We start from the raw sequence: 23,721 nt of genomic DNA, 5'->3' as shown, positions 1-23,721 counted from the left end.
GTCAATTACCAAGCAGGCGGTCGGTCTCCCGATCGACCCGGTCAGGCTCATCGAACCAGTATTCGGCCAGGAGCGGCCGGATCTCACGTCGTACAACCTGACGCAGCCAGTCCTGCGAATCGGTGATCTTGCGCGACGTTGGCGGCGTGAAGAAGCTATGGCCGATTTGATACTGCTCGCCCAGGGACCGGTCGGCGGCGATAACTTGGTTCACCTCGCCGATGCGGAGGGCGACGGTATCAAGTTCAGCCTCGGGTATTCCGCTGTGGGTGGAAACCCATTGTCGCCATGCGGTATTGAACATCGGCTGCAGATTGGCGAACGCGAACCGGCGGCGCAGGGCGAAGTCGACGATTGCGAGCGACCGGTCGGCCAGGTTCATGGTGCCGATGATGAACAGGTTCGGTGGCAGGTAGAGCGGTTCCTCGCCGTCCTTCCGGTAGGTCAGGTTGATGGCTTCGGACGGCACGCGCTTTTCGCCCTCGAGCAGCGTGAGCAGTTCGCCGAATATCTGAGCGAGGTTGCCGCGGTTGATCTCCTCGATGACCACAACGTAGTTGTGTCCGGGGTCGGCGAGGGCCTGCTCGACAATCTGTAGGAAGGCCCCATCGGCCAGTACCAGCTTGCCGTCAGCGCTGGGTCGCCAGCCGCGAACAAAATCCTCGTACGACGTGGATGGGTGAAATTGGATGGCGTGCAGGTATTCTCGGCTCTTCTCGCCGATGAGCGCATAGCCGAGGCGTTTGGCCAGCCAGGTCTTACCGGTTCCGGGTGGTCCTTGCAGGATCAGATTCTTCTTTGACTTCAGTGCAGCCAAGTACCCGGTCAAGGTGTCGGCGGGGATGAAGCAGCCATCGGCGATGATGTCGTTGACGGTGTAGGTCTCGACATCGGTTGCTGGCTCTTCATCGTCCGCCTCGTCGTCGACGAGGGAATCAGACGCCTCGGGAATCTCGTCGCCGAAACGTTCGCGCCAGAACGGGGCATTGCGGAACTGATCGATGTCTTGATCCTCGCCGTCAAAGGTGAAGGCGATGAGATCATCGGCACGCCAGTCTCCAGCTACGACCCTCCAGACGGTGGCGCGGCTGGTGTAGAAATACCACTCACGGATGGCCTGCGGTGGATCCCAACTGACGTCGACTGTCTGCCCGTCGCCGTGATTGCGGGTGATCGTGCCGGTGGCCTTGATGCCGAGTACCGAGACCGGGTTGCCCTTGTTGTCGAAGGGTAGGTCACGTTTCCGGGTGTATGCGGCCTTGATCGCGATACGTTCGCCAGGCTGCATGGAGTTGACGTCTTCGGTGTACTTGTCGGTGTTGCCGTTTCGCCAAATACCTTGCTGCACAAACTCAGAACTGCGGTCATCGGTCTGGTGGTACGCGGCACCGACGAACCAGTAGCGAGTGTCATCCGCAGGCTCGGTGGTGGTTGCCAACCGGCGTGGCGTCGGTTGGTACTCGCGGTACGCGGGGATGGCCTCCAACGTCTCCTCGGTGATGTTGACCGGGTGATCAGCGAGTAGTTGTCGGCCCGCATCCGTGATCGTCGAATATCCGCTGCGGGCTTTGGTGACAGCTTGCGCCCGAGTGAGTGCCGACAGTGCCCAGCCCATTCGGTTTCGAGCACGTGACTGTCCAGAGCTGAGGGTCTCGGCGCGCTGCGCTTCGGTGAGCTGCATCTCGTCGGCGACAGCATTGAAAAGATCAGCGGTACGCCAAATTTGGCCGTCGGCGAGAACTGCAAGAGTTGGCCGGACAAACGCCGGCCAGCGGCCGATCGGGGATGGCTCCGTCATAGCTCACCGCGGAAGGCGCGGGATTGGAGGGAGGCGAAGAGTTCGTCACATCGTACTTCGGCGCTCGAGACATCGAATGCCCCTAGCGCGCGCAGACCGTCTCGATATGCCAATTGAAGTGACATCGGAGGTATGGGAAACCGCATCGACGCGAGCCTGGACTTTCCGAGATGCGCGACACTGCTTGTCTTTGAAGACAGGCGCGCGAAACGCCCCTTCCGGAAGTAGCTGAGGAACGTACCAAGTGCAAACTCAGGCAGTACCTCTTTGGCGTCAACTTGTACACGCAGGAGTGTGTTCTGGAAACAGCAATCCGCGATCTCGCCTCGGTATATCGCTGGCCTACCGACTAGCTCGGTGCTCTGACCTTCATTCAACAGGATGTCACCGGGTATAAGGCGATAGTCTGCGAAGTCTTTCTCGTCAAAATCCATCGTGAGCACATCAGACAAGTCCAGCCGATCTTCGTAAACGTTCGCCACCCGCAGATACGGATGGGTGTATCTGCCTGTCTGATACTTTGGTGAACGTTGACGGCCCAACTGTACGCGGCTGATTTCGTCCACTCGCTTAGTCGGCCATTGCCTCTCGTTCTCAAACGGATCACCGAATGTGGCTGCGTAGACGGCGCCTGCAAGAGTTCTCAGCAGACCGAGTCGATCACGCATCTTAGCGCGCACCGAGTCAGCCTGGTCGAGGATGGCGGCGATGCGGCGCTGCTCATCGAGTGGGGGAAGCGGAATGCTCCACTTGGAGAGGGCTTCACGGCCGAGATGGTGGATCCCTACGCCGCGTGATCCACGCGCAAACGCACCTGTGGCAGCCTCGTGGCCGAAATAGTGGAGCAGGTAGCGCGGCTCCGCGGCATTGGATGGACGTACTCGCAGTAGCGTGTTCTGGAAGGCGCAGTCCTCGATTTCGCCGTTCCACAGCGCGGGTTTGCCGACCTCCTTGGGTGACCCAGATGCCTCGTTAAGGAGAAGGTCACCCGGTTCGAGGCGGAATGTCTTCAACTCGACGTCAGTGAAGTTCATCTGCTTCACATCGTCCAGGAGCAGTCCCGACCAACCAACGTTGGCTGCGCGGAGGTATTTGCGCATATCGGGGCCGACATGATTCTGCGGAGATCGCTGTCGGCCCAGCTTGACTTCGGCGACCGACGACAACGGCACTGTCGGCCAATTCACGACAGCATCGCCTTCAGTTCGGCCAGCCCACTCGCGATTTCGCCTTCCAGCTTCTCGATCTCCGCGATGATCACCAGCGGCGGCCGGTGCTCGACCTCGTCGTGAACGATCTCCTTGTAGCGGTTCAGCGACAGGTCGTAGCCCTGTGCCGCGATGTCAGCGACTGGCACACAGAACGATTGCTCGGTCCGTGCCCGCTCCAATTCTGACGAGTCCCGTGAAGCCCACCGCGACAACGCATCCGGCAGGTCGTTGGCCTCGATGGGGTTGCGCTTGTCGTCGAGCGAAAACCCATCGGCCGAAACGTCATAGAACCAAACATGATCAGTACCGCCGGAATTCGTCTTGGTGAACAGCAGGATTGCGGTCGACACACCTGCGTAAGGGCGGAACACCCCGGAGGGCAGCTTCACGATGCCATCGAGTTTCTGATCCTCGACCAGCATCCGACGAAGTTCCTTGTGCGCCTTCGATGAACCGAAGAGCACCCCATCGGGCACGATCACCGCCGCCCGGCCGCCGGGCTTGAGCAGCTTCAAAAACAGTGCCACAAAAAGCAACTCGGTCTTCTTGGTCTTGACCACCCGCTGCAGGTCCTTGGACGTCGCCTCGTAGTCCAGTGAGCCGGCGAACGGGGGATTGGCCAGGATCAACGTGTACTTCTCGGTGTCCTCCGAGGCGCCCTCGGACAGGGAGTCGCGGTAACGAATGTCGGGGGCCTCGATGCCGTGCATCAGCATGTTCATCGACCCGATGCGCAGCATGGTCGAGTCGAAGTCATAACCATGAAACATGCTGTTGTGGAAGTGCTTCCGCTGCGCGGCGTCGGTCAGTACCGACTCATGCGTGTCACGCACATACTCCGATGCAGTCACCAAGAAGCCCGCGGTGCCGCACGCTGGGTCGCAGATCTCGTCAGTCGGACCGGGCGCCGTCATCTTCACCATCAGCTCGATGATGTGGCGCGGAGTGCGGAACTGTCCGTTCACGCCGGCGGACGCGATTTTGGACAGCAGGTACTCGTAGAGATCGCCGTTGGTGTCGCGGTCGGCCATCGGGATGTCGTCGAGCATGTCGACGACCTTCGACAGCAGTGCCGGCGTGGGAATGGTGAAGCGGGCGTCGCGCATGTGCTCGGAATACGTGGACCCGTCACCGCCGAGTCCCCGCAGCATGGGGAACACACCGTCGGCGATCAAGTCGTACATGACACCGGGTTCGTCGTTCTTGAACCGCGACCACCGTAGATCCTGTTGGTCGGGCCCAAATCGCAATCCCTCGGACGACCCGGTACGCCGGGCCTTGTTCTCGGCGAGGGTCTCCAGGTCGTCGAGGCGGCGGATGAACAGCAGGTAGGTGATCTGCTCGATCACCTCGATCGGGTTGGAGATACCACCAGACCAGAATGCGTCCCAGACGCGGTCGACCTTGCTCTTCAACTCACCGGTAATCACGGCACTCCTCAACTCCCCGTACAAACCTGAACAGGACTGTATATAGGAGCCCACCGACAACAACGGAGCACAGGCGCGTGGCGCGAGACTGCCGTGGGAATGTCTGCGCGCTGTGCAATGATCCGGGCACTACTTTCGACTGGATCGGTGAGGATCGAATGGCCCGCGGCGACCACATTTGGGTGACAAGGCCTTTGGGCTATACGCATCACGGCATCGACTGCGGTGACGGGACGGTCATCCATTTCACCGGAGAGCCTGGAAAGAAGTCCGATGCCTCGGTGTCGCGCACGACGATGGACGACTTTGCCCTCGACTCGATCGTTCACCTTCGCGAATACAGCGACAGCGATACCTCTGACGTGGTGATCGAGCGTGCCGAGTCGAAGCTCGGAAGTCGGGACTACAACGTGGTCACCAACAACTGTGAACACTTCTCCACGTGGTGCTGTACCGGGCGTACGGCGAGTCAACAGGTCCGCATGGTGTCTTCGTTGACGACAACAGGCGCCGCTGCTGCGACGTCGTTGGGTGCCACGGCAGGTGTTGTCGGAGCGGCTGGCTCGGTCGCAGGCGTCAGTGGTGCCGGCGTCATGTCGGGCCTTGCCTCCGCGGGTGGTCTTATCGGCGGCGGAGCTGCGATGGGTCCGCTGGCCTTGGCGTTGGGACCCGCAGCGGTCTCGATTGCTGCAGTACAGGTCGGGCTACGCGAAGACGAGAGTCTGCCGGAGGAAGAGAACGACGCGCGTCGAGACGGACGCATCGCGTCGGTAGCGGGTGCCGTGGCGGCCGGCGCTGGTGGGCTGGCCGCCGTCTCCGCGGCGGGCGTCGCCGGTACGAGTGCTGTGGGGATCTCCACTGGTCTGGCGGCGATCGGTGGACTCGTCGGTGGGGGCATGGTTGCGGGCACGGTCGCTGTCGCAGCTGCACCCGCGGTCGTCGCCGCGGCGGCAGGGTTCGGAGCATACGTCGCATCGCGGAAACTTCGCGGGATCAAGCCGACCAAATGGATGCCGTCGGCTCGTCGCGAGTTGAGTGGTCCCGAGGAAGAGTCCACCGACGCGCTCGAGGGTGGCGCGGTGGACGAGACGGAGTAGGCAGCTACTCCGTCAGCCATTTCCACGCGCGATCGAGAAAGTCGTCGTCCGACTTCGGCTTGCGCTTGGATTTGGCGTCCAAAGCTTTTGGCTGAGCGTCAGCATCGTGCGGCGGCTCGCCGACCTCCTGGCCGAGTGAGCCTCTGATCTCGATGTACGCGGCTGCGAGTGCGTCGATCTTGTCCAGCGACGGCGATGGCTCCTGCGGTCGGGCCGCCTCCACGCCATACAACTGGGCCGCCAATCGACTCCGGATATCGTCACGTTGCTCGGAGATGCGTGCTCGGTCACGCTCGTCCTGCAGTGATTGATCAATCTGCTCGGCTTTCTCAGCGCACTCTCGGAGAGCCTTGACCCGCTTCCGTGACCGGGACTGTAATTGTTTGACCTTGGCCCGTGCATCGTCGACCATCGCTATATCGGACGGCGCCGGATCGGGCAGATTACTGGATTCCTCGACCAACCGATTGAGTTCCATTATGGTTCTGGAGTTTTCGAGGACCATGGCCAGGTCCTCTGCGAAGTCGAGGTCTTCCGGGTCGCCGAGCCAGCCCGCGGAGGCAGCTTCGGAACGCTTGATCCGGTCGACGGCCGCCTGCGCCCCGTCGAGCAGGGCAACACCATTGGGGCCGAGTTCCTTGGTCAGTGCGGTGCGTTCGAGTGCCTGTCGTGATTGCTTCGTAGTGACCGCGTTCTTGGGCGTGCTGTGACCGTTGGGCATCGTCCGACGGCTCGTCACACCGTGGGTGATCACCAATCCGATTGCCGAAACCCCCAGGGTCGGCAGCAGCCCGGCGCCGTCGGTAGCAATCCCGATTCCGATCACCGCGATGAAGGCAATAATCCATGCACCAGTGAGGATCTGGAAGTGATTCACCGTTTGCTTGGCGTCGAAGCTCTGCCCGCGCTCCTTTCGATCCAGCGCGGACGCGGTAGCGGTCAACGCTGAGGCGCCTGCGATGAAGGCGACTAGCGCTAGGACGAGGATCACGACGGCAATCACTACGACGAGGCGAAACATTCCGGCGTCCTTTTCTGGTTGGTTGCTGTGGATGCTAATTGAGCTGGCCGACAGGCCTGGCCGCGCGATGCGCCGCGCCAGCGTATTGCCTGTTCTTGTACATAAACGTACAATTTTGTATGCCCACGATCAGCGCCAGCACCGCGCGCGAGACTCTTCCCGCCCAGCTCGATCGCGTCGAGAGGGGAGAAGAGGTCGCGATCACCCGACACGGACGCGTCGTCGCCGTGCTGGTCAGTCCTGATGTGCTCAGGGTTCGCCGCGCTTCGGGCGTTTGGGAAGAAGCCGATCGCATCGATGAACTGCTGCAGACAGCCCGGTTTGCGCCGCTCCGTGGACCGGCTCTCGAACCCGGTCGTGCGGATGAACTCGTGAAAGCGGTGCGTCGCGGTCGCAGCGGTCGATGAGCCTGAGGACCGCCTTCGATGCCGACGTCTTGATCTACGCGGCAGCCAAGGACCACCCACTCGGTACGCGGGTTGCCGCACTGTTCACGGATACCGATATCGAAGAATCGGCAGGTGTCGGCTCTGTACTGCTGCTCACTGAGGTCCTGGCGAAGCCGATGCACGACAATCCCGACTCTGATGAATCCGCAGTTCTCGTGAGTCTGCTGAGTCGACTCGAGTTGCAGCCATACGACATGTCTACGGCACGCCTCGCCCTTGCTCTTGCCGTGTCGTATGGCCTGCCCGCGGCAACTGCGGCGCACCTCGCCACCGCAGTTGCCGCGGGTGCTGATCGCTTTCTGACCAACAACCGCAAGGACTTTCCGCAGTCAATTACCGAGATCGACATCGTGTACCCAGACGAGTTACCGGACGGAGAGCTGAGTACCTCCGAGGTCGAACCCTGAGACCCTATGGGGTAGTGGGCTACGCCGTCAGGCACCGCCGGTCTGGCGTCTGATCTCCGCGTACGCCAAGGCGAGCGCGGTGATCTTGTCCACCGACGAGGACGGTGGCTGAGCCGGTGCCGCCTCAACCCCGTAAAGCTTGGCGGCCATCCGGCTCCGGATGTCGTCGCGCTTCTCGGCGAGCTGTGCCCGTACCCGATCGTCGCGCAGCGACTGGTCGATCTCTTCCGCCTTCTCGGCGCAGCCCTGCAGGGCATACACCCGCGCCCATGACCGCGACCCCAGCTCGCGAACTTTCGTCCGGGCATCCTCCAGCATCGCCAGATCGTCCGAATCGGGATCGGCGAGCTCGCTGAGTTCTGTGATCAAGCCCTTGAGTTCTTGTGTGGCCCGGCAGTTTTCGCGGATTGTCACCAGGTCGCCGGCGAAGTCGAGGTCCTTACCGAGCCAACCGCCGGTTGCGGCTTCCGACCGTTCGATCCGATCGATGGCGGCCTGCGCGCCGTCGAGCAGCTCGACACCGTCGGCGCCGAACTCCTCACCGAGTCGGGCGCGTGCCAACTCCTGGGGTGACGGTTCGGGCGCAGTGGCGACGCGACCGCCGACCACAACGTGCGTGATCAACAACCCGATGGCGGCGATGCCCATGGCGGGCAGTAGCAGTATGCCCTCCGTCGCGATGCCGACCAGGAGCACCATGGCGATGCAGAGCAGCCACGCGCGCGTCATGGCCGGCATGGGGCGGGTCGCCTTCCGATCGGAAGTGAAGACCGCCCCGAGTGCGGCGCCGCCGACAATCATGATGACAGCGAGGATGACCGCGACGACGCCGAGCACTAGCAGGAGCCGAATCATCCCGATGTCCTTCTCTGTTCAGTGCTGTCAATGGTAATTCGGCGCGCCAACATCCCTGGTCGACGCGGTGCACGGACGTCAGACCGTCCGCGGCCTACGCTCAACCCATGCACGACGAACTCGAAGCCTGGAAGTCCGCCGGCGAGTACTTCGACTACCTCGGATTCGACATCTTCTACCGCCGGGACGGCCTGGAGCTCGGCAGCGGCCCGGTGTTGCTGCTCATCCACGGCTACCCGTTCAACTCCTGGGACTGGTCACTGATCTGGCCGACGCTCACCGAAAAGTTCACGGTCATCGCGCCCGACATGATCGGTATGGGTTTTTCTGCCAAACCGTCCGCGTACCAATACTCGGTGCACGATCACGCCGACATGCACGAGGCGCTGCTCGACCACCTCGGCGTGCAGACCGTCCACATCCTGGCCCACGACATCGGCGACTCGGTGTGCCAGGAACTGCTGGCCCGCAACCACTTTGGCGATCAGGTGTACGGCAAGCTGAACATCGAATCGATCACCTGGCTCAACGGCGGGCTGTTCGTCGAGTCCTACACTCCGCGCCTGCTGCAGAAGGCGATGTCGCAAACTCCGTTGGGCGACCTCATGCGTCCGCTGCAGGGCAGTCCGTTGTCACGGCGCCTGGCCGACCCGACCATCAACGAGATGTTCGGCGTCAACACCAAACCGTCGAAGGAACTGATGGACAAGTTCCACGAAATCCTGGACTACAACGACGGCAAGAAGGTCATGCACCAGGTCGGCCGCTTCATCAACGACCGCTACACGCACCGGAACCGCTGGGTGCGCGCGATGCGCGAGACGACGATCCCCATGCGACTGATCGACGGCCCGTCCGACCCGAACTCGGGCGCCCACATGGCAGCCAGGTACCGCGAGGTCATCCCGAACCCCGACATCGTGATGCTGGCCGACGACATCGCGCACTGGCCGCAGATCGAAGCGCCCGACGCGGTGCTCGAGCACTTCCTGGAGTTCGTCACACCGCTGCTGTGGCGGCCGTTCGGCGCCCGCTGACCCTGCGCGCTTTTCCGCGCGCAACAAGGCGCCAACTGGTTCACTTGCGGCATGCGCGTCAACCGCCCGGATCTGGTGGCGCTGCTCGCTGTCCTGTTGATCAGTGCGTGCGAATCCGGGACGCCGACCGTCACCTCGATCGTCTTCGACGGGGAGCCGCACACCATCGACACCGGCACGGTCGTCTGCACCCGGCAGCCCGCCGGGGGCGGCCTGGTGATCCTGGCGCAGGGCAAGTCGGGTCAGTCGGTCCGGATTCAGCTCACGCAGGTGGGCCGCATCGTCGTCCAGAAGGTCGGATTGCGTGACGGTGACGCGACGGGATTCGTCGCGGACCCGCAGGAGATCACCGGAATCAAGGTCGACGACACCTACACCGTCAGCGGGCGCATGCCGCCGAATCGGGGTGAATCCCAATGGCATACGTTCAAAATCCAGACCGCCTGCCCCGGCTATCAGGACGCCCATCCGCACGACACCGTCCCGGCGATCGGGAGTCCGTGAACGCTCGCGGGCGGTGAGCGTGCGCAAAATGCACGCGACACGCCGAGAAACGGCGGGCAGACACGGCCGCTCGCGGGAAATGGCCTCGCGGGAAATGGCTAGGACGAGAGGGCAGCGACCAGGACCGGCCCGCACAGCTCCCGCTGCCACGGGCGGGCGCCGGCGGCGGTCAGGAACTCGTCGACCGCGGCGGCGACATCGGCCACCGGCTGCCAGTCCCAGCACAGTCGCCGAACAGTCTCGGGCGTCAGCAGATTCTCGGTGGGTACCGAAACCCGCTCGGACAGCAGGGTCAGCCCGCTGCGGCAGGCCTCCAGCCGCTCGAACGCCTCGGGCTTACGGCGCGACCACCGTGCGGGTGGCGGCAGGCCGTTGTTCGGCTCGGATGCCGGCGGATCGGCTTCGCGGGCGCGGGCCAGTGCGTCGAGCCACACCTGGGCACTGCGCTTCTGCCGCGAGCCGCCGAAAATCGGTAGTGCCGTGAGCTTTTCGATGGTGTCTGGATTGGCGACGGCCGCCGAGATGATCGCCGCGTCGGGCAGGATGCGGCCGGGCGCGATGTCCCGCCGCTGCGCGATCACGTCGCGCGTCTGCCACAGCTCGCGCACGGCGGCCAGCGCCTGACCGTTGCGGACCTTGTGGATGCCCGACGTCCGACGCCAGCGGTCGCGCCGCGTCGGGGTGGGCTCGACGGTCCGCATGTACTCGAATTCCTGTGCGGCCCATTCGGTTTTGCCCTGGGACTCCAACTCGGCGGCGACGGCGGCGCGCAATTCCAGCAGCACCTCGACGTCGAGCGCGGCGTAGTTCAGCCAGTCCGCGGGCAGCGGACGCTTGGACCAGTCGGCTGCGCCGTGCCCCTTCTTCAGGCCGAGGCCCAGCAGCCGCTGCACCATGGCCGCCAGGTTCACCCGGTCGTATCCGGCCAGCCGGCCACCGAGTTCGGTGTCGTACAGCGACGGCGGCGTCATACCCAGTTCGGCAAGGCACGGCAGATCCTGGTCGGCGGCATGCAGAATCCACTCGTCGGAATTCACGACCTCGGCCACCGGCGCCAGCGCCTTCAGCGGGTCGATGCCATGGCTGACGGGGTCGATCAACACCGTGCCGGCACCCGCGCGCCGAATCTGGATCAGATACGCCCGGTTCGAGTAGCGGAAGCCCGACGCCCGCTCGGCGTCGATCGCGAAGGCACCGTGTCCAGATGCCAGAAGCTCACCGGCACGGGCGATGTCGCTCGCGTAGATGGCAACGGGGGGCACGCCGTCGGCGGGTGCTAGCAGGGGAGTGACGTCGGGATCGTCGTCAGACGTCTCGACCGGATCAGCGTCAGTCATGCGGTCACGCGCGCGTGCGCGAACCCAGATCGGTCACGCCCGCAGGGGGCAGTCCGGCGGCGTGCTCGAGCACCTCACAGAACGCCTGCACATGCGGCCCCAGCTCCAGTGACGTCGCGGTCCACGACGCTCGCAGCTCCAGCTGGTGGGCGCGCGGCGGGCCCGAGATGTCGCCGTAGCGCACCGACGTCGTCGCGGTGACGGTGCCGCCCAGCGCCGTGACGCCGTCGGCGTGCGACTCGAGCGCATCGACCAGCCAGCTCCACGCCACCTCGGGCAGCAGTGGGTCGACGGCCTCGGTGGAGTCCAGATCGGCCTGGATGTACGCGACGAGACGCATGGTGCCGTCCCAGGCTTCGGCACCTTCGGGATCGTGCAGCAGGATCAGGCGTCCGAAGGCGTCGCCCTCAGAGCTCTCCGGGACGACGGAGGCGTCGGGATGACGCACCTCTGCACCCAGCGCGTAGCTGAAGGGAGCCAGCCGCTGCGGCGGACGGATCGGGCCGAGTTCGATCTCCTGGCGCACAACGGCGGCGTTCATTGCCGCAACAGCAGTGCGGAACTGGGCCGGCTCGGCGGAGGTCACATTCTGGGACGCTAGCCCGATCCGGCCGGTCGCGTAAGCAGGCGCGCCGATAGCCCGACATTTGGCTGCGCGACAGGGTATAAGCGGCGGATGCGGACATGGCAGCATTAGCAGTGATGAGCACCCGTCGTGAACTGCCGCAATCGCCCTATCTGGCTGCCGCCACCGGCCGCACCCCGGACCGGACCCCGGTGTGGATGATGCGGCAGGCAGGCCGGTCCCTGCCCGAATACCGCGCCATCCGCGCCACCCACACCATGCTCTCGGCGTGCTTCAACCCCGAGCTGGTCTGCGAGATCACCATGCAGCCGGTGCGCCGCCACGGCGTCGACGCCGCCATCTTGTTCTCGGACATCGTGGTGCCGCTCAAGGCCGCCGGCATCGATCTGGACATCGTGCCGGACGTCGGGCCGGTGATCGCCCACCCGATCCGTACCCCGGACGACGTCGAGGGCATCAAGCCGCTCGAGCCCCATCAGGTGGCGCCGGTCGCCGAGGCCATCGGCCTGCTCACCAAGGAGCTGGGTGAGGTGCCGCTGATCGGTTTCGCCGGCGCGCCGTTCACCCTCGCCTCGTACCTGGTGGAGGGCGGCCCGAGCCGCAACCACGAGAAGACCAAGGCCATGATGCTGGGTGAGTCCGCGACGTGGCACGACCTGATGGACAAGCTGACCGACCTCACCATCGAGTTCCTGCGCGCGCAGCTGGCCGCCGGCGTCGACGCGATCCAGCTGTTCGACTCCTGGGCCGGCACGCTGTCGCTCGCCGACTACCGGGACTACGTGCTGCCGCACAGCTCCCGCATCTTCGCCGCGCTGAAAGACGAAGGCGTCCCGATGACGCACTTCGGCGTCGGCACCGCCGAGCTCCTGGGGGCCATGGGCGAAGCCGGCGCGACGGTGGTCGGCGTCGACTGGCGCACCAACCTCGTCGACGCCGCGGGCCGGGTCGGTCCGGGCAAGGCCCTGCAGGGCAACCTCGATCCGGTCGTCCTGCTGGCGGGCTGGCGCGTGGTCGACGACGCCGTCCGCCAGGTTGTCGCGGACGGGCGCCGGGCCGTCGAGGCCGGTGCCGCCGGGCACATCTTCAACCTCGGCCACGGGGTGTTGCCGTCTACCGATCCCGGTGTGGTCACCGAAGCGGTGGCGCTGGCCCATTCGTTGTGAGCCACGCATGAGCAAGACGTATTGCGTTGTCGGCGGGGGCATTTCGGGTCTGGTCGCGGCGTACCGGCTGCGCCAGGCCGACCCTGCCGCGCGCATCACCGTCTTCGACCCGGCGGACCGGCTGGGTGGTGTGCTGCGTACCGAACGGCTCGCCGCCCAGACGCTGGACGTCGGCGCCGAGGCGTTCGTGGCCCGTCGGCCCGAGGTCACGTCACTGCTCAAGGAACTGGGTCTGCGGCAGATCGGAACCACCGGCGTCCGCCCGCTGATCTACAGCGGCGGCCGCCTGCACTCGATGCCCGAGGGCACCATGCAGGGCATCCCCGGGCCCGGCGCCAACCTGCGCGGCCTCGTGGACGACGCGACACTGGCCCAGATCGCCGGCGAGCCGACCCGGCCTCTGCACTGGCGCCTCGACGCCGACCCGACCGTCGCGCAACTGGTCGGTGACCGGTTCGGCGCACAGGTGGTGACCCGGTCGGTCGATCCGCTGTTGGCCGGCGTGTACGCCGGTTCGGCCAAGACCATCGGCATCCGCAGCGCCGTCCCGGCACTGGCCGGCGCGCTGGACCGCGGCGCGCCGAGCCTGACGGCCGCGGTCGCCTCGGTGCTTGCCGCGGCGCCACAGACAGGCGCGCCGAGCGCATCGGTGTTCGGCGCGGTCGACGGTGGGTACGCCGTGCTGCTCGACGAACTTGTCCGCCGGACCGGCGCCCAGTGGGCGCAGGTCGGTATCGAGGGAGTCGCGTCAGCGGGCCGCGCCTGGCAACTGCGTGACGACGAGGGCAAGTACTGGTCGGCCGACGCCGTGGTGCTGGCGCTTCCGGCGCCGCGCGTGGCCAAGCTGCTCGAGAACGTCGCACCGGGCAGCGCGGCCATGGCACGGTTGATCCCGGTCGCCTCGGCCGCGGTGGTCGCGCTCGCGCTGCCGGGTGGGACGCCGCTGCCGCAGCAGTCCGGAGTCCTGATGGCCGCGGGAGAAGCGTTGCACTCCAAGGCGATCACCCTCACGTCACGCAAGTGGGGGCGCAGCGGCAACGTCGAGCTGTTGCGGTTGTCATACGGCCGGTTCGGTGATGATCTGGCCCGCAACGTCGGCGACGACCGGCTGCTGGCATGGTCGCTGGAGGACCTGCGGTCGCTGTTCGGCATCACCGCCGAGCCGGTGGACTACCTGGTGCAGCGCTGGATCGATGCGATGCCGCAGTACGGTCCGGGACACCTCGAACTGGTCGACGAGCTGCGTGCCGGGCTGCCTACGGGACTGGCCGTCGCGGGCGGTTATCTGGACGGTATCGGGGTGCCGGCGTGTGTGGCGTCGGGAACCCGGGCGGCCCAAGAGGTGGTCGGAAGCCGCGTGGCACGATAGGGGCATGGCCAAGCTCGACTACGACGCCCTCAACTCGATGACCAGGTACATGATGATCTCGGTCTTCGCCGTGCAGCCCGATGAGCTGCCCGCGGACGAGAAGTCGCGGGCCGCCATCGCCGCCGATACCGCCGCCTACCTCAAGAAGCGCGAGGACGCGGGCGTCGTGGTCCGCGGGCTGTACGACGTCGCGGGCTTCCGAGCCGACGCCGACTTCATGATGTGGACCCACGCCGAGCGCGTCGAGGACCTGCAGGCCACTTACACCGGCTTCCGTCGCACCGCGCTCGGCGCCGCCACCGAGCCGGTGTGGAGCGTCGTCGCGCTGCACCGCCCGGCGGAGTTCAACAAGAGCCACCTGCCGGCGTTCATCGCGGGCGAGGACCCGGGCGACTACATCTGCGTCTACCCGTTCGTGCGGTCGCTGGACTGGTACCTGCTGCCCGACGACGACCGCCGCCGGATGCTCGTCGAGCACGGCATGGGTGGCCGCGAATACCCCGATGTGCGTGCCAACACCGTGCCGGCCTTCGCGCTGGGCGACTACGAGTGGATTCTCGCGTTCGAGGGTCCGGACCTGGCGCGCATCGTCGAGCTGATGTGGAAGTTGCGCTACACCGACGCCCGCCGTCACGTCCGCGAGGAGACGCCGTTCTTCACCGGCCCCCGGGTCGGTATCGAGCAGTTGGTCGCCAACCTGCCGTAGTCCGGCCGTCAGGTCTGGCTCGGTCCGCCGGCCTTGCCGTCGTCTGCCGCCATGATGCGGCGGTGCAATTCTGTTGTGAGTACGTGGATTTCGCGGGTCAGCTCGGTATTGGTCTTGAGCTCGACTTCCTGAGTCTGGAAATCGTGGTCGGCCTTGGCCTGCTGGAATTCGGCCTGCCGGTTCTGCCCGATCATCACGAACGTCGACAGGAAGATGGCCTCCAGCGACACCACGAGAGTCAGCGTGGGCCATGGGCTGCGCTCGAAGACGATCATCCACACCGCGAACAGCACGGCGTGGATGTAGACGAAGCTCATCGACCCGGCGAAGGCGGTGATGGCGTCAGCCACGCGCAATTGCAGATTCTGGTTGCGCTTGACGGCCTGCTGGATCACCGCCGGGTGATGGAGGGCGTTGCTCTGGCGGAGCCGACGGGGAAGCAGGTGGCCGCGCTCGTTTTGTTGGCCTGTCATGGCATCAGGATCGCACCACAGGCCCGCCGCTCAGAGGTCGGACTCTGCCGTGACCCGTCCGGCGGTGACGGCGTCGCGCAAAGCCGCGTAGTCACGCTCGTTCTGGTCCGCGTAGGCCTCCGCGAACCGGGCCAGTGCCGTGTCGGCGGCGTCGCTGCTGCCGAGGTAGGCGGCGATCGCGATGCGGTCGCCGGTGCGGGCGTGGGCCCGGGCCAACGCGTGGGCGCAGGCCTGCCCGTAGTCGGCCAGCAGCTTCGGGCTCGACGTCTGCACCGACACCGCACCCTTCCAGTCGTGTAGCTGGCGGACGTAGTAGTCCGCCTCGTAGCCGTCCGGCCCGACGGCGTGCAGCCACCCCAGCAGGATGTCGCTGCTGGCCTGCATCAGCCGCTGTCCGACCGAAACCCGTTGGGCGGCATTCGGATACGCACTGGCCCCGAGGAAGCGTTCCAGGACGGAGGGCTGGGCCTCTTTCATCTGCAGCAACAACGGATCGTCGCTGTCGCGCCCGGTCAGCAACACGATCCACGCCCGCAGACCGACACTGCCGACGCCGACCACCTTGCGCGCCATCGTCACGTACTGGAAGCGGTCGATGAGGAGGCGCCGACTGTCCTCCAGGCTGTCGCGGTAGCGCTGCATGAACGGCGTCATCTGCTGCTCGTACTGGCGGGCGCGCTCGGCGCCGACCAGTTCCTCGATGGGAACCACGAGTGGCGGCCGGCTGATCAGCCTGCTCTGGCCGTCGACGGTTTCGGTCAGTTTCGTGACCGCCTGGAGACTGTCGTGCGCGCGGGCCTTGGCCGCGGTCTGCTGGATCTCGCGGGCGAACTTGGTGTCGACGCTGTTCTGCAGCTCGGCGTCCACGGTCGTCTGGGTGTACCACGCTTCCAGTTCGCCCATGCCGGCCAGCTCCTGCATGCGGGTGCGGTAGCCGTTGACGCAGCTGCGAACCACCTCGGCGCGATCGTCGGCCTGAAAACCGTTGTCCCGACCGGCGATTGCCAGACTCGCCACCAACCGCTTCACATCCCATTCCCACGGCCCGGGCAGGGTTTCGTCGAAGTCGTTGACGTCGAACACCAGATTGCGCTCGGGTGAGCCGAACAGTCCGAAGTTGCACAGGTGGGCGTCGCCGCACAGTTGCGCCGTCAGTCCGGTGTGCGGGCCGGCCGCCAGATCGGCCGCCATGATCAGGGCCGCGCCACGGTAGAACGCCAGGGCCGAGGTCAGCATCCGGCCGTACCTGATCGGGACGAGTTCGGCGATCCGGGACGTCGCCTGCGACTCCAGTAGGGCCACCGGATCCGGGCGGCCGGCGGTGAGGTGGACGTCGGCCAGTGCGGACCGGGGCAGCCGGTCGCGGGCGGCGCGTCCGGCGTCGCGGCGTTGCTGCACGGACTGGTCCATCAGCCGACCGCAGTGCCGAACAACAGGCCCAGTCCATAGGTCACCGCGGCGGCGCCGTAGCCGATCATCAACTGGCGCAACGCCCGTCGTAGCGGCGGTCCACCGGAGAGCAGACCGACGACCATGCCCGTCGAGAGCAGTGCCAGCCCGACCAGGACCGCCGAGACAACGACGGCGGCGATGCCGGTGAGCCCGAACAGGTAGGGCAGCACGGGGATCAGCGCGCCGGACGCGAAGAACAGGAAGCTGGACACCGCGGCCCGCAGCCCCGTGCCCACGGCCTCGTGATGCTCGGTCGACACCTCGCCCAGCGGTGAGTCGGCCAGTGCGCCGGCCCGCAGGCTCGCGAAGACGTCGGCGGCGCGGACGGCCGCCTCCTCGGGACTCATCCCGCGGGCCCGGTACACCAACTCCAGTTCGTTGGCGTCGACGTCGAGCGCCTGCACCGCCGTGCCCGCGGTGGCGCTGGGCGTCGACGCCTCGAGCAGTTCGAGTTGGGAGTTGACCGAGACGTACTCGCCGGCGCCCATCGACAGGGCTCCGGCGATCAACCCCGCCAGTCCGGTGGCCAGGATCGTCGCGCTCGACACCCCGGTGGCGCCGATGCCCAGGACCAGCGCCAGATTGCTCACGAGCCCGTCGTTGGCGCCGAAGACCGCCGCCCGGAAGCTGCCGGACAGCTGGTCGCGGCCCCGGCTGGCGAGGGCGCGGACGACCTCGCCGTGGATCCGTTCGTCGGCCGCCATGGTCGGCGTGGCGTCGACGTCGGTGTCGTACTCCGAGCGCGCTTCGGCCCGTTGCGCCAGGGCGAGGGTGAACACCGACCCGAGGTGACGGGCGAGAAAGCCGAGCAGCCGGGTCCGGACGTCGGGGCGGTGCGGCTTCCCGACCTGATCGCCCAGCAGCGTCAGCCAGTGCTTCTCGTGCCGGCCTTCGGCGGTGGCGAGTTCGAGCAGGATGTCGCGTTCGGCGCCCTGACGGCGCTGGGCCAGATCGCGGTAGACGGCGGCTTCGGCACGCTCATTGGCCAGGTGCTGTCGCCACCGCCGCAATTGCGCGTCGGTGGGCTGCGCGACCACGTCTCAGCTCTCGGCCGGAACCAGGCGAAGCGAGATCGAGTTGATGCAGTAGCGCTGGTCGGTCGGGGTCGGGTAACCCTCGCCCTCGAAGACGTGGCCGAGGTGGCTGTGGCAGTTGGCGCACAGCACCTCGACGCGGCGCATGCCGAGGCTGTTGTCGGTCCGCAGGATCACCGCATCCGAGTCGGCCGGATCGAAGAACGACGGCCAGCCGCAATGGGATTCGAACTTCTCGGTGCTGCGGAACAGCTCGGCACCGCAGGCCCGGCACTGGTAGACGCCCTCGGTCTTGGTGTCGGTGTACTCGCCGACGAACGGACGCTCCGTCCCGGCTTCACGCAGTACGTGGAACTCGGCAGGAGTAAGTTTCTCGCGCCACTGCGAATTGGAGAGTTCGACCTTGGGAGGCGGGATGCTCATGCGCCCACGCTACCCGCGGCGGCCCCTTGTGGCTTGGAGTCGGACAACCACAACGGGTCGATGCCCTGGTCCAGCCGGCCGTCCTTCTTGGCGTCGAGGTAGCGGAAGTACAGCACGCAGAACACCACGACGAGCATCAACGACCAGCCGTAGGTGATCTTGATGTACTCGAGGAACCGGCCGGTCGTCGGCCACCGCCACATGAGCCAGCGGTCCATGGTGAGGAAGCCGTACACCGCGAGCCAGGCCGGCCAGCTGCGGATCGTCGACCGCGGCAGTACCACCGTCATCAGGAACGGGAACAGCATCATCGAGTAGTAGCCCTGCGCCAGCGACAGCACCAGCCACGAGGTGATCAGCAGGACACCCGACGACGTCAGCATCCAGAACAGCTGGTCACGCTCGCGGTAGTAGCGGTACAGCAGCCACAGGCTGGCTGCGGCGAGCACCACGAATGCGATGCGCAGCAGCATGATCAGCCACATCGGCAGGCCGTAGTAGATGCCGTTGCCCAGCACCGAGCTGTTGAAGTAGTCGCGGGTCTGGAAGATGTACGGCACGGTGTTGCGCACGAAGCCCATCGGGTCGGCCGACAGCGGCCAGGCCACGGCGTTGAAGACCAGGGGCACCGCGAACGCGGCGACCAGGGCCCGCCACTGCCGGTTCAGCAGCGGCAGCAGCAGCAGGACGCCCAGCAGTGGCTTGAGCACGAGAGTCAGGCCGATGGCGGCTCCGGCCAGCCATTCGTGGTTCTTCTTGCCGTCCAGCAGCCAGGTGAAGAACAGCACCTCGGCCAGCAGGATGCAGCCGTTGACGTTGGTGAAAACCAGTGTGTTGGTGACCGATTCGGTGCAGTACATGGCCAGCAGGAGCGCGGGCAACGCGACCGACGTCAGCGAGAACTTGAACAGCCGTACCAGAAGGCAGGCGGCGATGATGATCGCGATCGAGTTGATGGCGACGAACCAGAACCGCGACGCGAACTCCGGCAGGAACCCGAACGGCGACAGCAGCAGGGTGCCGCCGGGCGGGTACAGGTAGTGCGGGTCGACGTAGTTGAAGTGCTCGTTGTAGATGGCCCAGTGCCGCCGGAAGTTCGACACCGCGCGGTACACCGGACCGAAGTCGTCGGTGATGTAACCGTTGGTCGTCAGCACGTAACTGCGGTGGATGATCGACACGATCGCAATGGGCCACAGCGCATTGCGAACGATATTCGCGGTGCTCTGTGGGCCGGTGCGGGGACCGAAGACGCTCAGGAGCGATAGAGGGCGCGTCACCACCGAACCCTATAACGGGGTGCCGGACCGGCTTGCTAGGCCGGGCAGAACGTGTCGGTGTCCGGCAGCTTGCCGGTGGTCAGGTAGCCCTGCACCGGGGGTAGGGCACACGCCGTCGTGTAGACGAGGGTGCCGTGGCCGGTGCCCTGCCACATGACACGGCGGCTGTTGTTGCCCGCGTTGATCGCCATGGCCGCCACCGCGGCGACGCCGTCGCCGCCGACGATCGCGTCGTTGTGGGTGCCCAGCAACAGGATCGGCACCTTCAGTTCCTTGGGGGCCGCGGGTGCGGGGCTGCTGGGCCAGCTCAGGCACGGCGCCAGGCTGAGCGCACCGACGGCGCCGAACTGCGGGTACTTCTTGGGCCAGGCCACCAGTAGTTCGCGGACGCGGTCCGGGGTGGGGCGGTTGACGGAGTCGTCGCACCGGTTGACGAACTGTCCGTCGGTCTGGCGCGTGTCCTCGGCTGTCTTGCTCAGCGCGTTGAGCGCCGTCGCGTCGCCGCTGCGGGCGGCGGCCAGCGCGCCGGCGAGAGACAGGGTGTTGGCCAGCCCGTCGCCGCGCGGGTAGCCCAGTGCTGTGGTGATCGACTCGACCAGACCGGCCGTCGACGCGCCGCCGGCACCGCGCCCGGCGCGGGCCTCGGCCAGCATGCCGTCGATGGCGCCCTTGGGATCCGGGCCCAGTGGGCAGTTGTTGGCCACGCATTGCGCGGCGAACGCGTCGAGCGCTGCCTGCTGGCCCTTGATCCGCTGCTCGGCCGTCGCTTCGGCGGAGATGCCCAGCGGCAAGGGGGAGTCCAGCACCAGCCGGGCGACCTTGGTGGGGTGCGACGCCGCGTAGGCCAGGGCGATCTGGGCGCCGTTGCCGATGCCGAGAACGGCCAGTGCGGGCACGTCCCAGGTGCTGCGCAGCCGCTCCAGATCCTCTGCCGAGTGCGCGTTGTCGTAGGCCGACTCTCCCGGTGCGATGCTGTCGGTGCAGTCGGTGGTGGCCGAGGTCGCGACCTTCGCCAGGTTTGCCACCTGGTCGTCGCCCGACAGGAACTGGGCCTGGTCCAGCAGGTCCTGGCGATCGTTGCTCGACACACAGCTCAGCGGGCCCGACATGCCCATGCCGCGGCGGTCGACGGCGACGACGGGGCGCGTCTTCAACAGGTCGACGCCGCCGCGCTGCAGCCACACCGGCAGTTGGTGCGACGTCGGGATGTCCGATCCGGTGGTCATGACGATCGGTCCGGCGTCGGCCGGGGTCGTCGCCAGCCGGGCCCGCACCACACCGATGCTGACGGTCCCGGCGGAGCCGCCCAGGGAATCGAGGTCGGCGTCGTAGTCGGAGCAGTCCAGGATGACGCCGGGCACGGCGGGCACCGTCGCGTCGCCGAACACCCGCGACGTGCATTCATGCCACGTCATGTCCTTCTTCGGCACGGCGATGGGCGGCGGCCCCTCGGGTGCCTTGGAGGTGGTCGCCGCGCCCTGCGGGCGGGCGCCGGAGTCGGTGACGTAGCGAGGGTTGGCGGCCAGCAACGGAGCGCATCCCGCGACGACCGTAGACAGCACCACGGTCGACAGGCTCAGGGCCGGGAGCAGCAGGCGGCGACGCATGGCCACCACAGTAGCGATGCCGGTGGGTGAGACCGGTCAGCGGACGTAGCGCGTGTACAGGTAGCCCGCGGTGTCGGTGAGGACGTGGCTCCGGCGCAGCCGGGTGTGTGCCTCGCCGGGGCCCGAGGCGATCCGCCGGGCGAATCCGCCGACCAGGATCGGCGCGATGGTCACACACATCTCGTCGATCAGGTCTTCCTCGATCAGCATGTTCAGTACGGACGGTCCGCCCTCGGTCAGCACGCGGCGCAGCCCGCGGTCGCCGAGGATGCGCAGCACGACGTGCGGGTCGACGCGGTCGGGGGCGGTCCCGGAGGCGTCGATGACCTCGGCGAGCCCGGTGAACCGGCGGCAGGTGTCGTCGATGCTGTCGCGGCTGGTGAGGATCAGCGGCGGTACTTCGGTGCGGGTGAAGAACTTGGCGTCGTGCGGGATGTCGGCGCTGTGCGTGATGACCGCGATGGGCGGTACCTCGGCCTGACCGCGGAGCTGGCGGGCCTGGCGTTGCGGCGCGGACATCTGAGCGCCCGAGTAATTCTCGATGCGCACGGTCGCCGCACCGACCAGGATGACGTCGGCCTGCTGACGCATGAAACCGAACAGCGCCCGGTCGCCCGGACCGGCCAGGCCGCCGGCGCGGCCGTCGTCGGTGGCGCCGCCGTCCAGGCTGGAGATCATGTTGGCCCGCACCCACGGACGGTCGAGGTCCGCGGGGTAGCTGTAGAACGGTGCCAGCAGCGTGTCGTCGCCGGTCTCGGCGCCGGCCGGGAAGGCAGCGCCTACCGCGCTGAGCTCTGTGAGCTGCGTCGCAGCGTCGGGATCGGACACGTGAATCATTGCAACACGCCGCTATGGTGCGTTAATGCCTGGGGCCAGCGAAGTCGCGCACCTGACCGATCGTCATCCGACCGTCACGCCGGAAAGACTGATCGCCGAACTGGTCCCGCCGCCCACGTTCGCCGACGTCAGCTACGACTCCTACCGGCCCGATCCGAATGAGCCGTCGCAGGCTGCCGCGGTGGTTTCGGCGCGCAAGTTCTGCGAGGATGCGGTCCGCCAGCGGGCCGGCAAGAAGAAGTTGTTCGGCAAGCGGGAAGCGCTGCCGGGGGTCGGCATGTACCTCGACGGCGGCTTCGGTGTCGGCAAGACCCACCTGTTGGCGTCGACGTACTACACGCTGGCCGGCGCGAACGCCGGCCCCGCCGCGTTCGCCACGTTCGGTGAGCTGACGCAGCTTGCCGGCGTCTTCGGCTTCACCGAGTGCATCGACCTGCTGTCCGAGTATGTGGTCGTGTGCATCGACGAGTTCGAACTCGACGATCCCGGCAACACCACGCTGATCTCGCGGCTGCTCTCGGCGCTCGTGGAGCGCGGCGTGTCGATCGCGGCGACGTCGAACACGCTGCCCGAACAGCTCGGTGAAGGCCGCTTCGCGGCCCAGGACTTCCTGCGCGAGATCAATACGCTGTCAAGCATTTTCACCACAGTCCGCGTCGAAGGCCCCGACTACCGTCAGCGCGCCCTGCCGTCGGCCCCGGTGCCGCCGTCGGAAGCCGACGTGCGGTCCTGGGCGGTCGGTGTCGAAGGCGCCACGCTCGACGAGTTCGATGCCCTGTGCGCGCACCTGGCGACCATGCACCCGTCGCGCTACCACGCGTTGATCGAAGACGTGCAACAGGTTTTCATCACGGGTGTGCATATGGTGTACGACCAGTCCGTCGCGCTGCGGCTGGTGTCGCTGATCGACCGGCTGTACGACGCGGGCATTCCCGTCGTGGCGTCGGGGGAGAAGATGAACACCGTCTTCAGCGAAGAGATGCTGGCCGGCGGCTTCCGCAAGAAGTACCTGCGCGCGACGTCCCGCCTGCTCGCGCTGACCCACGAGGGCACGCAGCTGCACGCCTGAGGTCTACAGCGCCCGCACCAGCACGTAGTCGCTCTCGGTCCGGGCGCCGAGCTGAAACGTCTTGGTGCCGGTGACCTCGAAGCCGTGCTTGCGGTAAAAGCGTTGGGCGCGTTCGTTTTCCTGATTGACGCCGAGCCAGACGCAGCGGGCGCCGAGCTCACGTGCGAAGGCGACCGACGCGTCCATGAGCGTCGCCGCGACGTCTCCGCCGTGGACGTCGGGCAGCACGTAGCACTTGGACAGTTCGACGGCCGGTCGCTCCGGCACCGCGCGTTGCACGTCGGCGTCATCGGCCACACCGCGAATCAGCATGGTGTAGCCCAGGATTCGCGCGTCGTCGTGCGCGATGAAGACGGCACGTTCGGGATCGCGCAGGTATTCGCCGAAGCGCTCGGCGGACAGCTGCGCGGCGATGAAGGCCGCGATGTTCTCCGGCGTCGACGACGGCGGGCAGGCCAGCGGGAACGTCGCGGCGGCCACGTCAGCGAGTTCGGCGACATCCTCGGCCTGCGCCTGCCGCACCTGCACCGTCATCGGGGCCTCCTTGTCCACGAACACAGAACTGCCCCTGTC

Annotated in this window: 24 protein-coding genes; 9 read left to right on the top strand and 15 right to left on the bottom strand. The window is 66.4% G+C overall.

Annotated features, from left to right (window positions below; all coding sequences use genetic code 11):
- Nucleotide 1: 1 nt before the first annotated feature.
- From G6N46_RS05910 to G6N46_RS05900, 3 genes are read right to left on the bottom strand one after another with little or no spacing between them, the layout of a single operon-like run.
- Nucleotides 2-1,798 carry an AAA family ATPase gene (locus tag G6N46_RS05910; protein ID WP_138249013.1) on the bottom strand — a complete coding sequence of 599 codons (1,797 nt, stop codon included), beginning with the start codon at nt 1,796-1,798 and terminating at the stop codon, nt 2-4.
- Nucleotides 1,795-2,985: a restriction endonuclease subunit S gene (locus tag G6N46_RS05905; RefSeq protein WP_138249014.1), complete on the bottom strand. Its 1,191-nt coding sequence runs from the start codon at nt 2,983-2,985 to the stop codon at nt 1,795-1,797. Before G6N46_RS05905 ends, G6N46_RS05910 begins: the two co-directional genes overlap by 4 nt.
- A complete protein-coding gene (locus tag G6N46_RS05900; RefSeq protein WP_138249015.1) occupies nt 2,982-4,439 on the bottom strand; it encodes a type I restriction-modification system subunit M in 1,458 nt (485 codons plus the stop codon). Before G6N46_RS05900 ends, G6N46_RS05905 begins: the two co-directional genes overlap by 4 nt.
- A 158-nt stretch (nt 4,440-4,597) precedes the next feature.
- On the opposite strand from G6N46_RS05900, the gene G6N46_RS05895 reads away from it, so the two are divergent.
- Complete coding sequence (locus G6N46_RS05895; protein WP_138249016.1) at nt 4,598-5,536, top strand: lecithin retinol acyltransferase family protein; 939 nt, start codon at nt 4,598-4,600, stop codon at nt 5,534-5,536.
- Nucleotides 5,537-5,540: 4 nt separating this feature from the next.
- Here the strand turns inward: G6N46_RS05895 and G6N46_RS05890 are convergent, their stop codons facing one another.
- The gene (locus G6N46_RS05890; RefSeq protein ID WP_138249017.1) at nt 5,541-6,557 is read right to left on the bottom strand and encodes a hypothetical protein; all 1,017 of its coding nucleotides are present in this window, start codon (nt 6,555-6,557) and stop codon (nt 5,541-5,543) included.
- Between the two features lie 119 nt (nt 6,558-6,676).
- On the opposite strand from G6N46_RS05890, the gene G6N46_RS05885 reads away from it, so the two are divergent.
- A complete protein-coding gene (locus G6N46_RS05885) occupies nt 6,677-6,964 on the top strand; it encodes a type II toxin-antitoxin system Phd/YefM family antitoxin (protein ID WP_138249018.1) in 288 nt (95 codons plus the stop codon).
- Nucleotides 6,961-7,413, top strand: a complete 453-nt coding sequence (locus G6N46_RS05880) for a type II toxin-antitoxin system VapC family toxin (protein ID WP_138249019.1) — start codon at nt 6,961-6,963, stop codon at nt 7,411-7,413. Before G6N46_RS05885 ends, G6N46_RS05880 begins: the two co-directional genes overlap by 4 nt.
- A gap of 27 nt (nt 7,414-7,440) precedes the next feature.
- Here the strand turns inward: G6N46_RS05880 and G6N46_RS05875 are convergent, their stop codons facing one another.
- Nucleotides 7,441-8,268 carry a hypothetical protein gene (locus G6N46_RS05875; RefSeq protein WP_138249020.1) on the bottom strand — a complete coding sequence of 276 codons (828 nt, stop codon included), beginning with the start codon at nt 8,266-8,268 and terminating at the stop codon, nt 7,441-7,443.
- A gap of 107 nt (nt 8,269-8,375) precedes the next feature.
- On the opposite strand from G6N46_RS05875, the gene G6N46_RS05870 reads away from it, so the two are divergent.
- Both G6N46_RS05870 and G6N46_RS05865 read left to right on the top strand, forming a co-directional pair.
- Nucleotides 8,376-9,305 carry an alpha/beta fold hydrolase gene (locus G6N46_RS05870; protein ID WP_138249021.1) on the top strand — a complete coding sequence of 310 codons (930 nt, stop codon included), beginning with the start codon at nt 8,376-8,378 and terminating at the stop codon, nt 9,303-9,305.
- A 51-nt stretch (nt 9,306-9,356) separates the two neighbouring features.
- Nucleotides 9,357-9,809: a lipoprotein LpqH gene (locus tag G6N46_RS05865; protein ID WP_138249022.1), complete on the top strand. Its 453-nt coding sequence runs from the start codon at nt 9,357-9,359 to the stop codon at nt 9,807-9,809.
- Between the two features lie 98 nt (nt 9,810-9,907).
- Here the strand turns inward: G6N46_RS05865 and G6N46_RS05860 are convergent, their stop codons facing one another.
- Both G6N46_RS05860 and G6N46_RS05855 read right to left on the bottom strand, forming a co-directional pair.
- Nucleotides 9,908-11,146 carry an HRDC domain-containing protein gene (locus tag G6N46_RS05860; RefSeq protein WP_138249023.1) on the bottom strand — a complete coding sequence of 413 codons (1,239 nt, stop codon included), beginning with the start codon at nt 11,144-11,146 and terminating at the stop codon, nt 9,908-9,910.
- 4 nt (nt 11,147-11,150) lie between these two features.
- Nucleotides 11,151-11,687 (bottom strand): DUF3000 domain-containing protein, encoded by a 537-nt coding sequence (locus G6N46_RS05855; RefSeq protein WP_234785605.1) that lies wholly within the window; start codon nt 11,685-11,687, stop codon nt 11,151-11,153.
- A gap of 161 nt (nt 11,688-11,848) precedes the next feature.
- On the opposite strand from G6N46_RS05855, the gene hemE reads away from it, so the two are divergent.
- The 3 genes from hemE to hemQ are packed head-to-tail and all read left to right on the top strand — an operon-like array spanning nt 11,849 to nt 14,973.
- Nucleotides 11,849-12,898 (top strand): uroporphyrinogen decarboxylase, encoded by a 1,050-nt coding sequence (gene hemE / locus G6N46_RS05850; RefSeq protein WP_061001708.1) that lies wholly within the window; start codon nt 11,849-11,851, stop codon nt 12,896-12,898.
- A 7-nt stretch (nt 12,899-12,905) separates the two neighbouring features.
- On the top strand, nt 12,906-14,267 hold the full coding sequence (locus G6N46_RS05845; RefSeq protein WP_138249024.1) for a protoporphyrinogen oxidase: 1,362 nt from the start codon (nt 12,906-12,908) through the stop codon (nt 14,265-14,267).
- A gap of 4 nt (nt 14,268-14,271) precedes the next feature.
- Nucleotides 14,272-14,973, top strand: a complete 702-nt coding sequence (hemQ, locus tag G6N46_RS05840) for a hydrogen peroxide-dependent heme synthase (protein ID WP_061001710.1) — start codon at nt 14,272-14,274, stop codon at nt 14,971-14,973.
- A gap of 8 nt (nt 14,974-14,981) precedes the next feature.
- Here hemQ and G6N46_RS05835 read toward each other — a convergent pair whose 3' ends face one another.
- The 7 genes from G6N46_RS05835 to G6N46_RS05805 are packed head-to-tail and all read right to left on the bottom strand — an operon-like array spanning nt 14,982 to nt 22,070.
- Nucleotides 14,982-15,446, bottom strand: a complete 465-nt coding sequence (locus tag G6N46_RS05835) for a DUF1003 domain-containing protein (RefSeq protein ID WP_133426789.1) — start codon at nt 15,444-15,446, stop codon at nt 14,982-14,984.
- Nucleotides 15,447-15,476: 30 nt separating this feature from the next.
- On the bottom strand, nt 15,477-16,856 hold the full coding sequence (locus G6N46_RS05830; protein ID WP_138249025.1) for a DUF2252 domain-containing protein: 1,380 nt from the start codon (nt 16,854-16,856) through the stop codon (nt 15,477-15,479).
- The gene (locus G6N46_RS05825) at nt 16,856-17,935 is read right to left on the bottom strand and encodes a VIT1/CCC1 transporter family protein (RefSeq protein ID WP_138249026.1); all 1,080 of its coding nucleotides are present in this window, start codon (nt 17,933-17,935) and stop codon (nt 16,856-16,858) included. The genes G6N46_RS05830 and G6N46_RS05825 overlap by 1 nt, the downstream gene beginning before the upstream one ends.
- 3 nt (nt 17,936-17,938) lie before the next feature.
- Entirely contained in the window at nt 17,939-18,355 is a 417-nt protein-coding gene (msrB, locus tag G6N46_RS05820; RefSeq protein ID WP_138249027.1) for a peptide-methionine (R)-S-oxide reductase MsrB, read from the bottom strand.
- On the bottom strand, nt 18,352-19,635 hold the full coding sequence (gene aftC / locus G6N46_RS05815; protein ID WP_061001713.1) for an arabinofuranan 3-O-arabinosyltransferase: 1,284 nt from the start codon (nt 19,633-19,635) through the stop codon (nt 18,352-18,354). Before aftC ends, msrB begins: the two co-directional genes overlap by 4 nt.
- Nucleotides 19,636-19,670: 35 nt before the next feature.
- Complete coding sequence (locus G6N46_RS05810; RefSeq protein ID WP_179967683.1) at nt 19,671-21,242, bottom strand: alpha/beta fold hydrolase; 1,572 nt, start codon at nt 21,240-21,242, stop codon at nt 19,671-19,673.
- Nucleotides 21,243-21,278: 36 nt separating this feature from the next.
- Nucleotides 21,279-22,070 carry a pyrimidine reductase family protein gene (locus G6N46_RS05805; RefSeq protein ID WP_407665081.1) on the bottom strand — a complete coding sequence of 264 codons (792 nt, stop codon included), beginning with the start codon at nt 22,068-22,070 and terminating at the stop codon, nt 21,279-21,281.
- 34 nt (nt 22,071-22,104) lie between these two features.
- On the opposite strand from G6N46_RS05805, the gene zapE reads away from it, so the two are divergent.
- Complete coding sequence (gene zapE / locus G6N46_RS05800; RefSeq protein ID WP_138249030.1) at nt 22,105-23,148, top strand: cell division protein ZapE; 1,044 nt, start codon at nt 22,105-22,107, stop codon at nt 23,146-23,148.
- Nucleotides 23,149-23,151: 3 nt separating this feature from the next.
- Here zapE and G6N46_RS05795 read toward each other — a convergent pair whose 3' ends face one another.
- Nucleotides 23,152-23,682 (bottom strand): GNAT family N-acetyltransferase, encoded by a 531-nt coding sequence (locus tag G6N46_RS05795; RefSeq protein WP_138249031.1) that lies wholly within the window; start codon nt 23,680-23,682, stop codon nt 23,152-23,154.
- Nucleotides 23,683-23,721 lie beyond the last annotated feature (39 nt).

Origin of the sequence: Mycolicibacterium phocaicum, from assembly GCF_010731115.1 — a bacterium.
In the GTDB taxonomy this organism is placed as follows: Bacteria; Actinomycetota; Actinomycetes; order Mycobacteriales; family Mycobacteriaceae; genus Mycobacterium; species Mycobacterium phocaicum.
The sequence above is the reverse complement of the archived record's forward strand: the minus strand, read 5'-3'. Positions and strand labels throughout refer to the sequence as shown.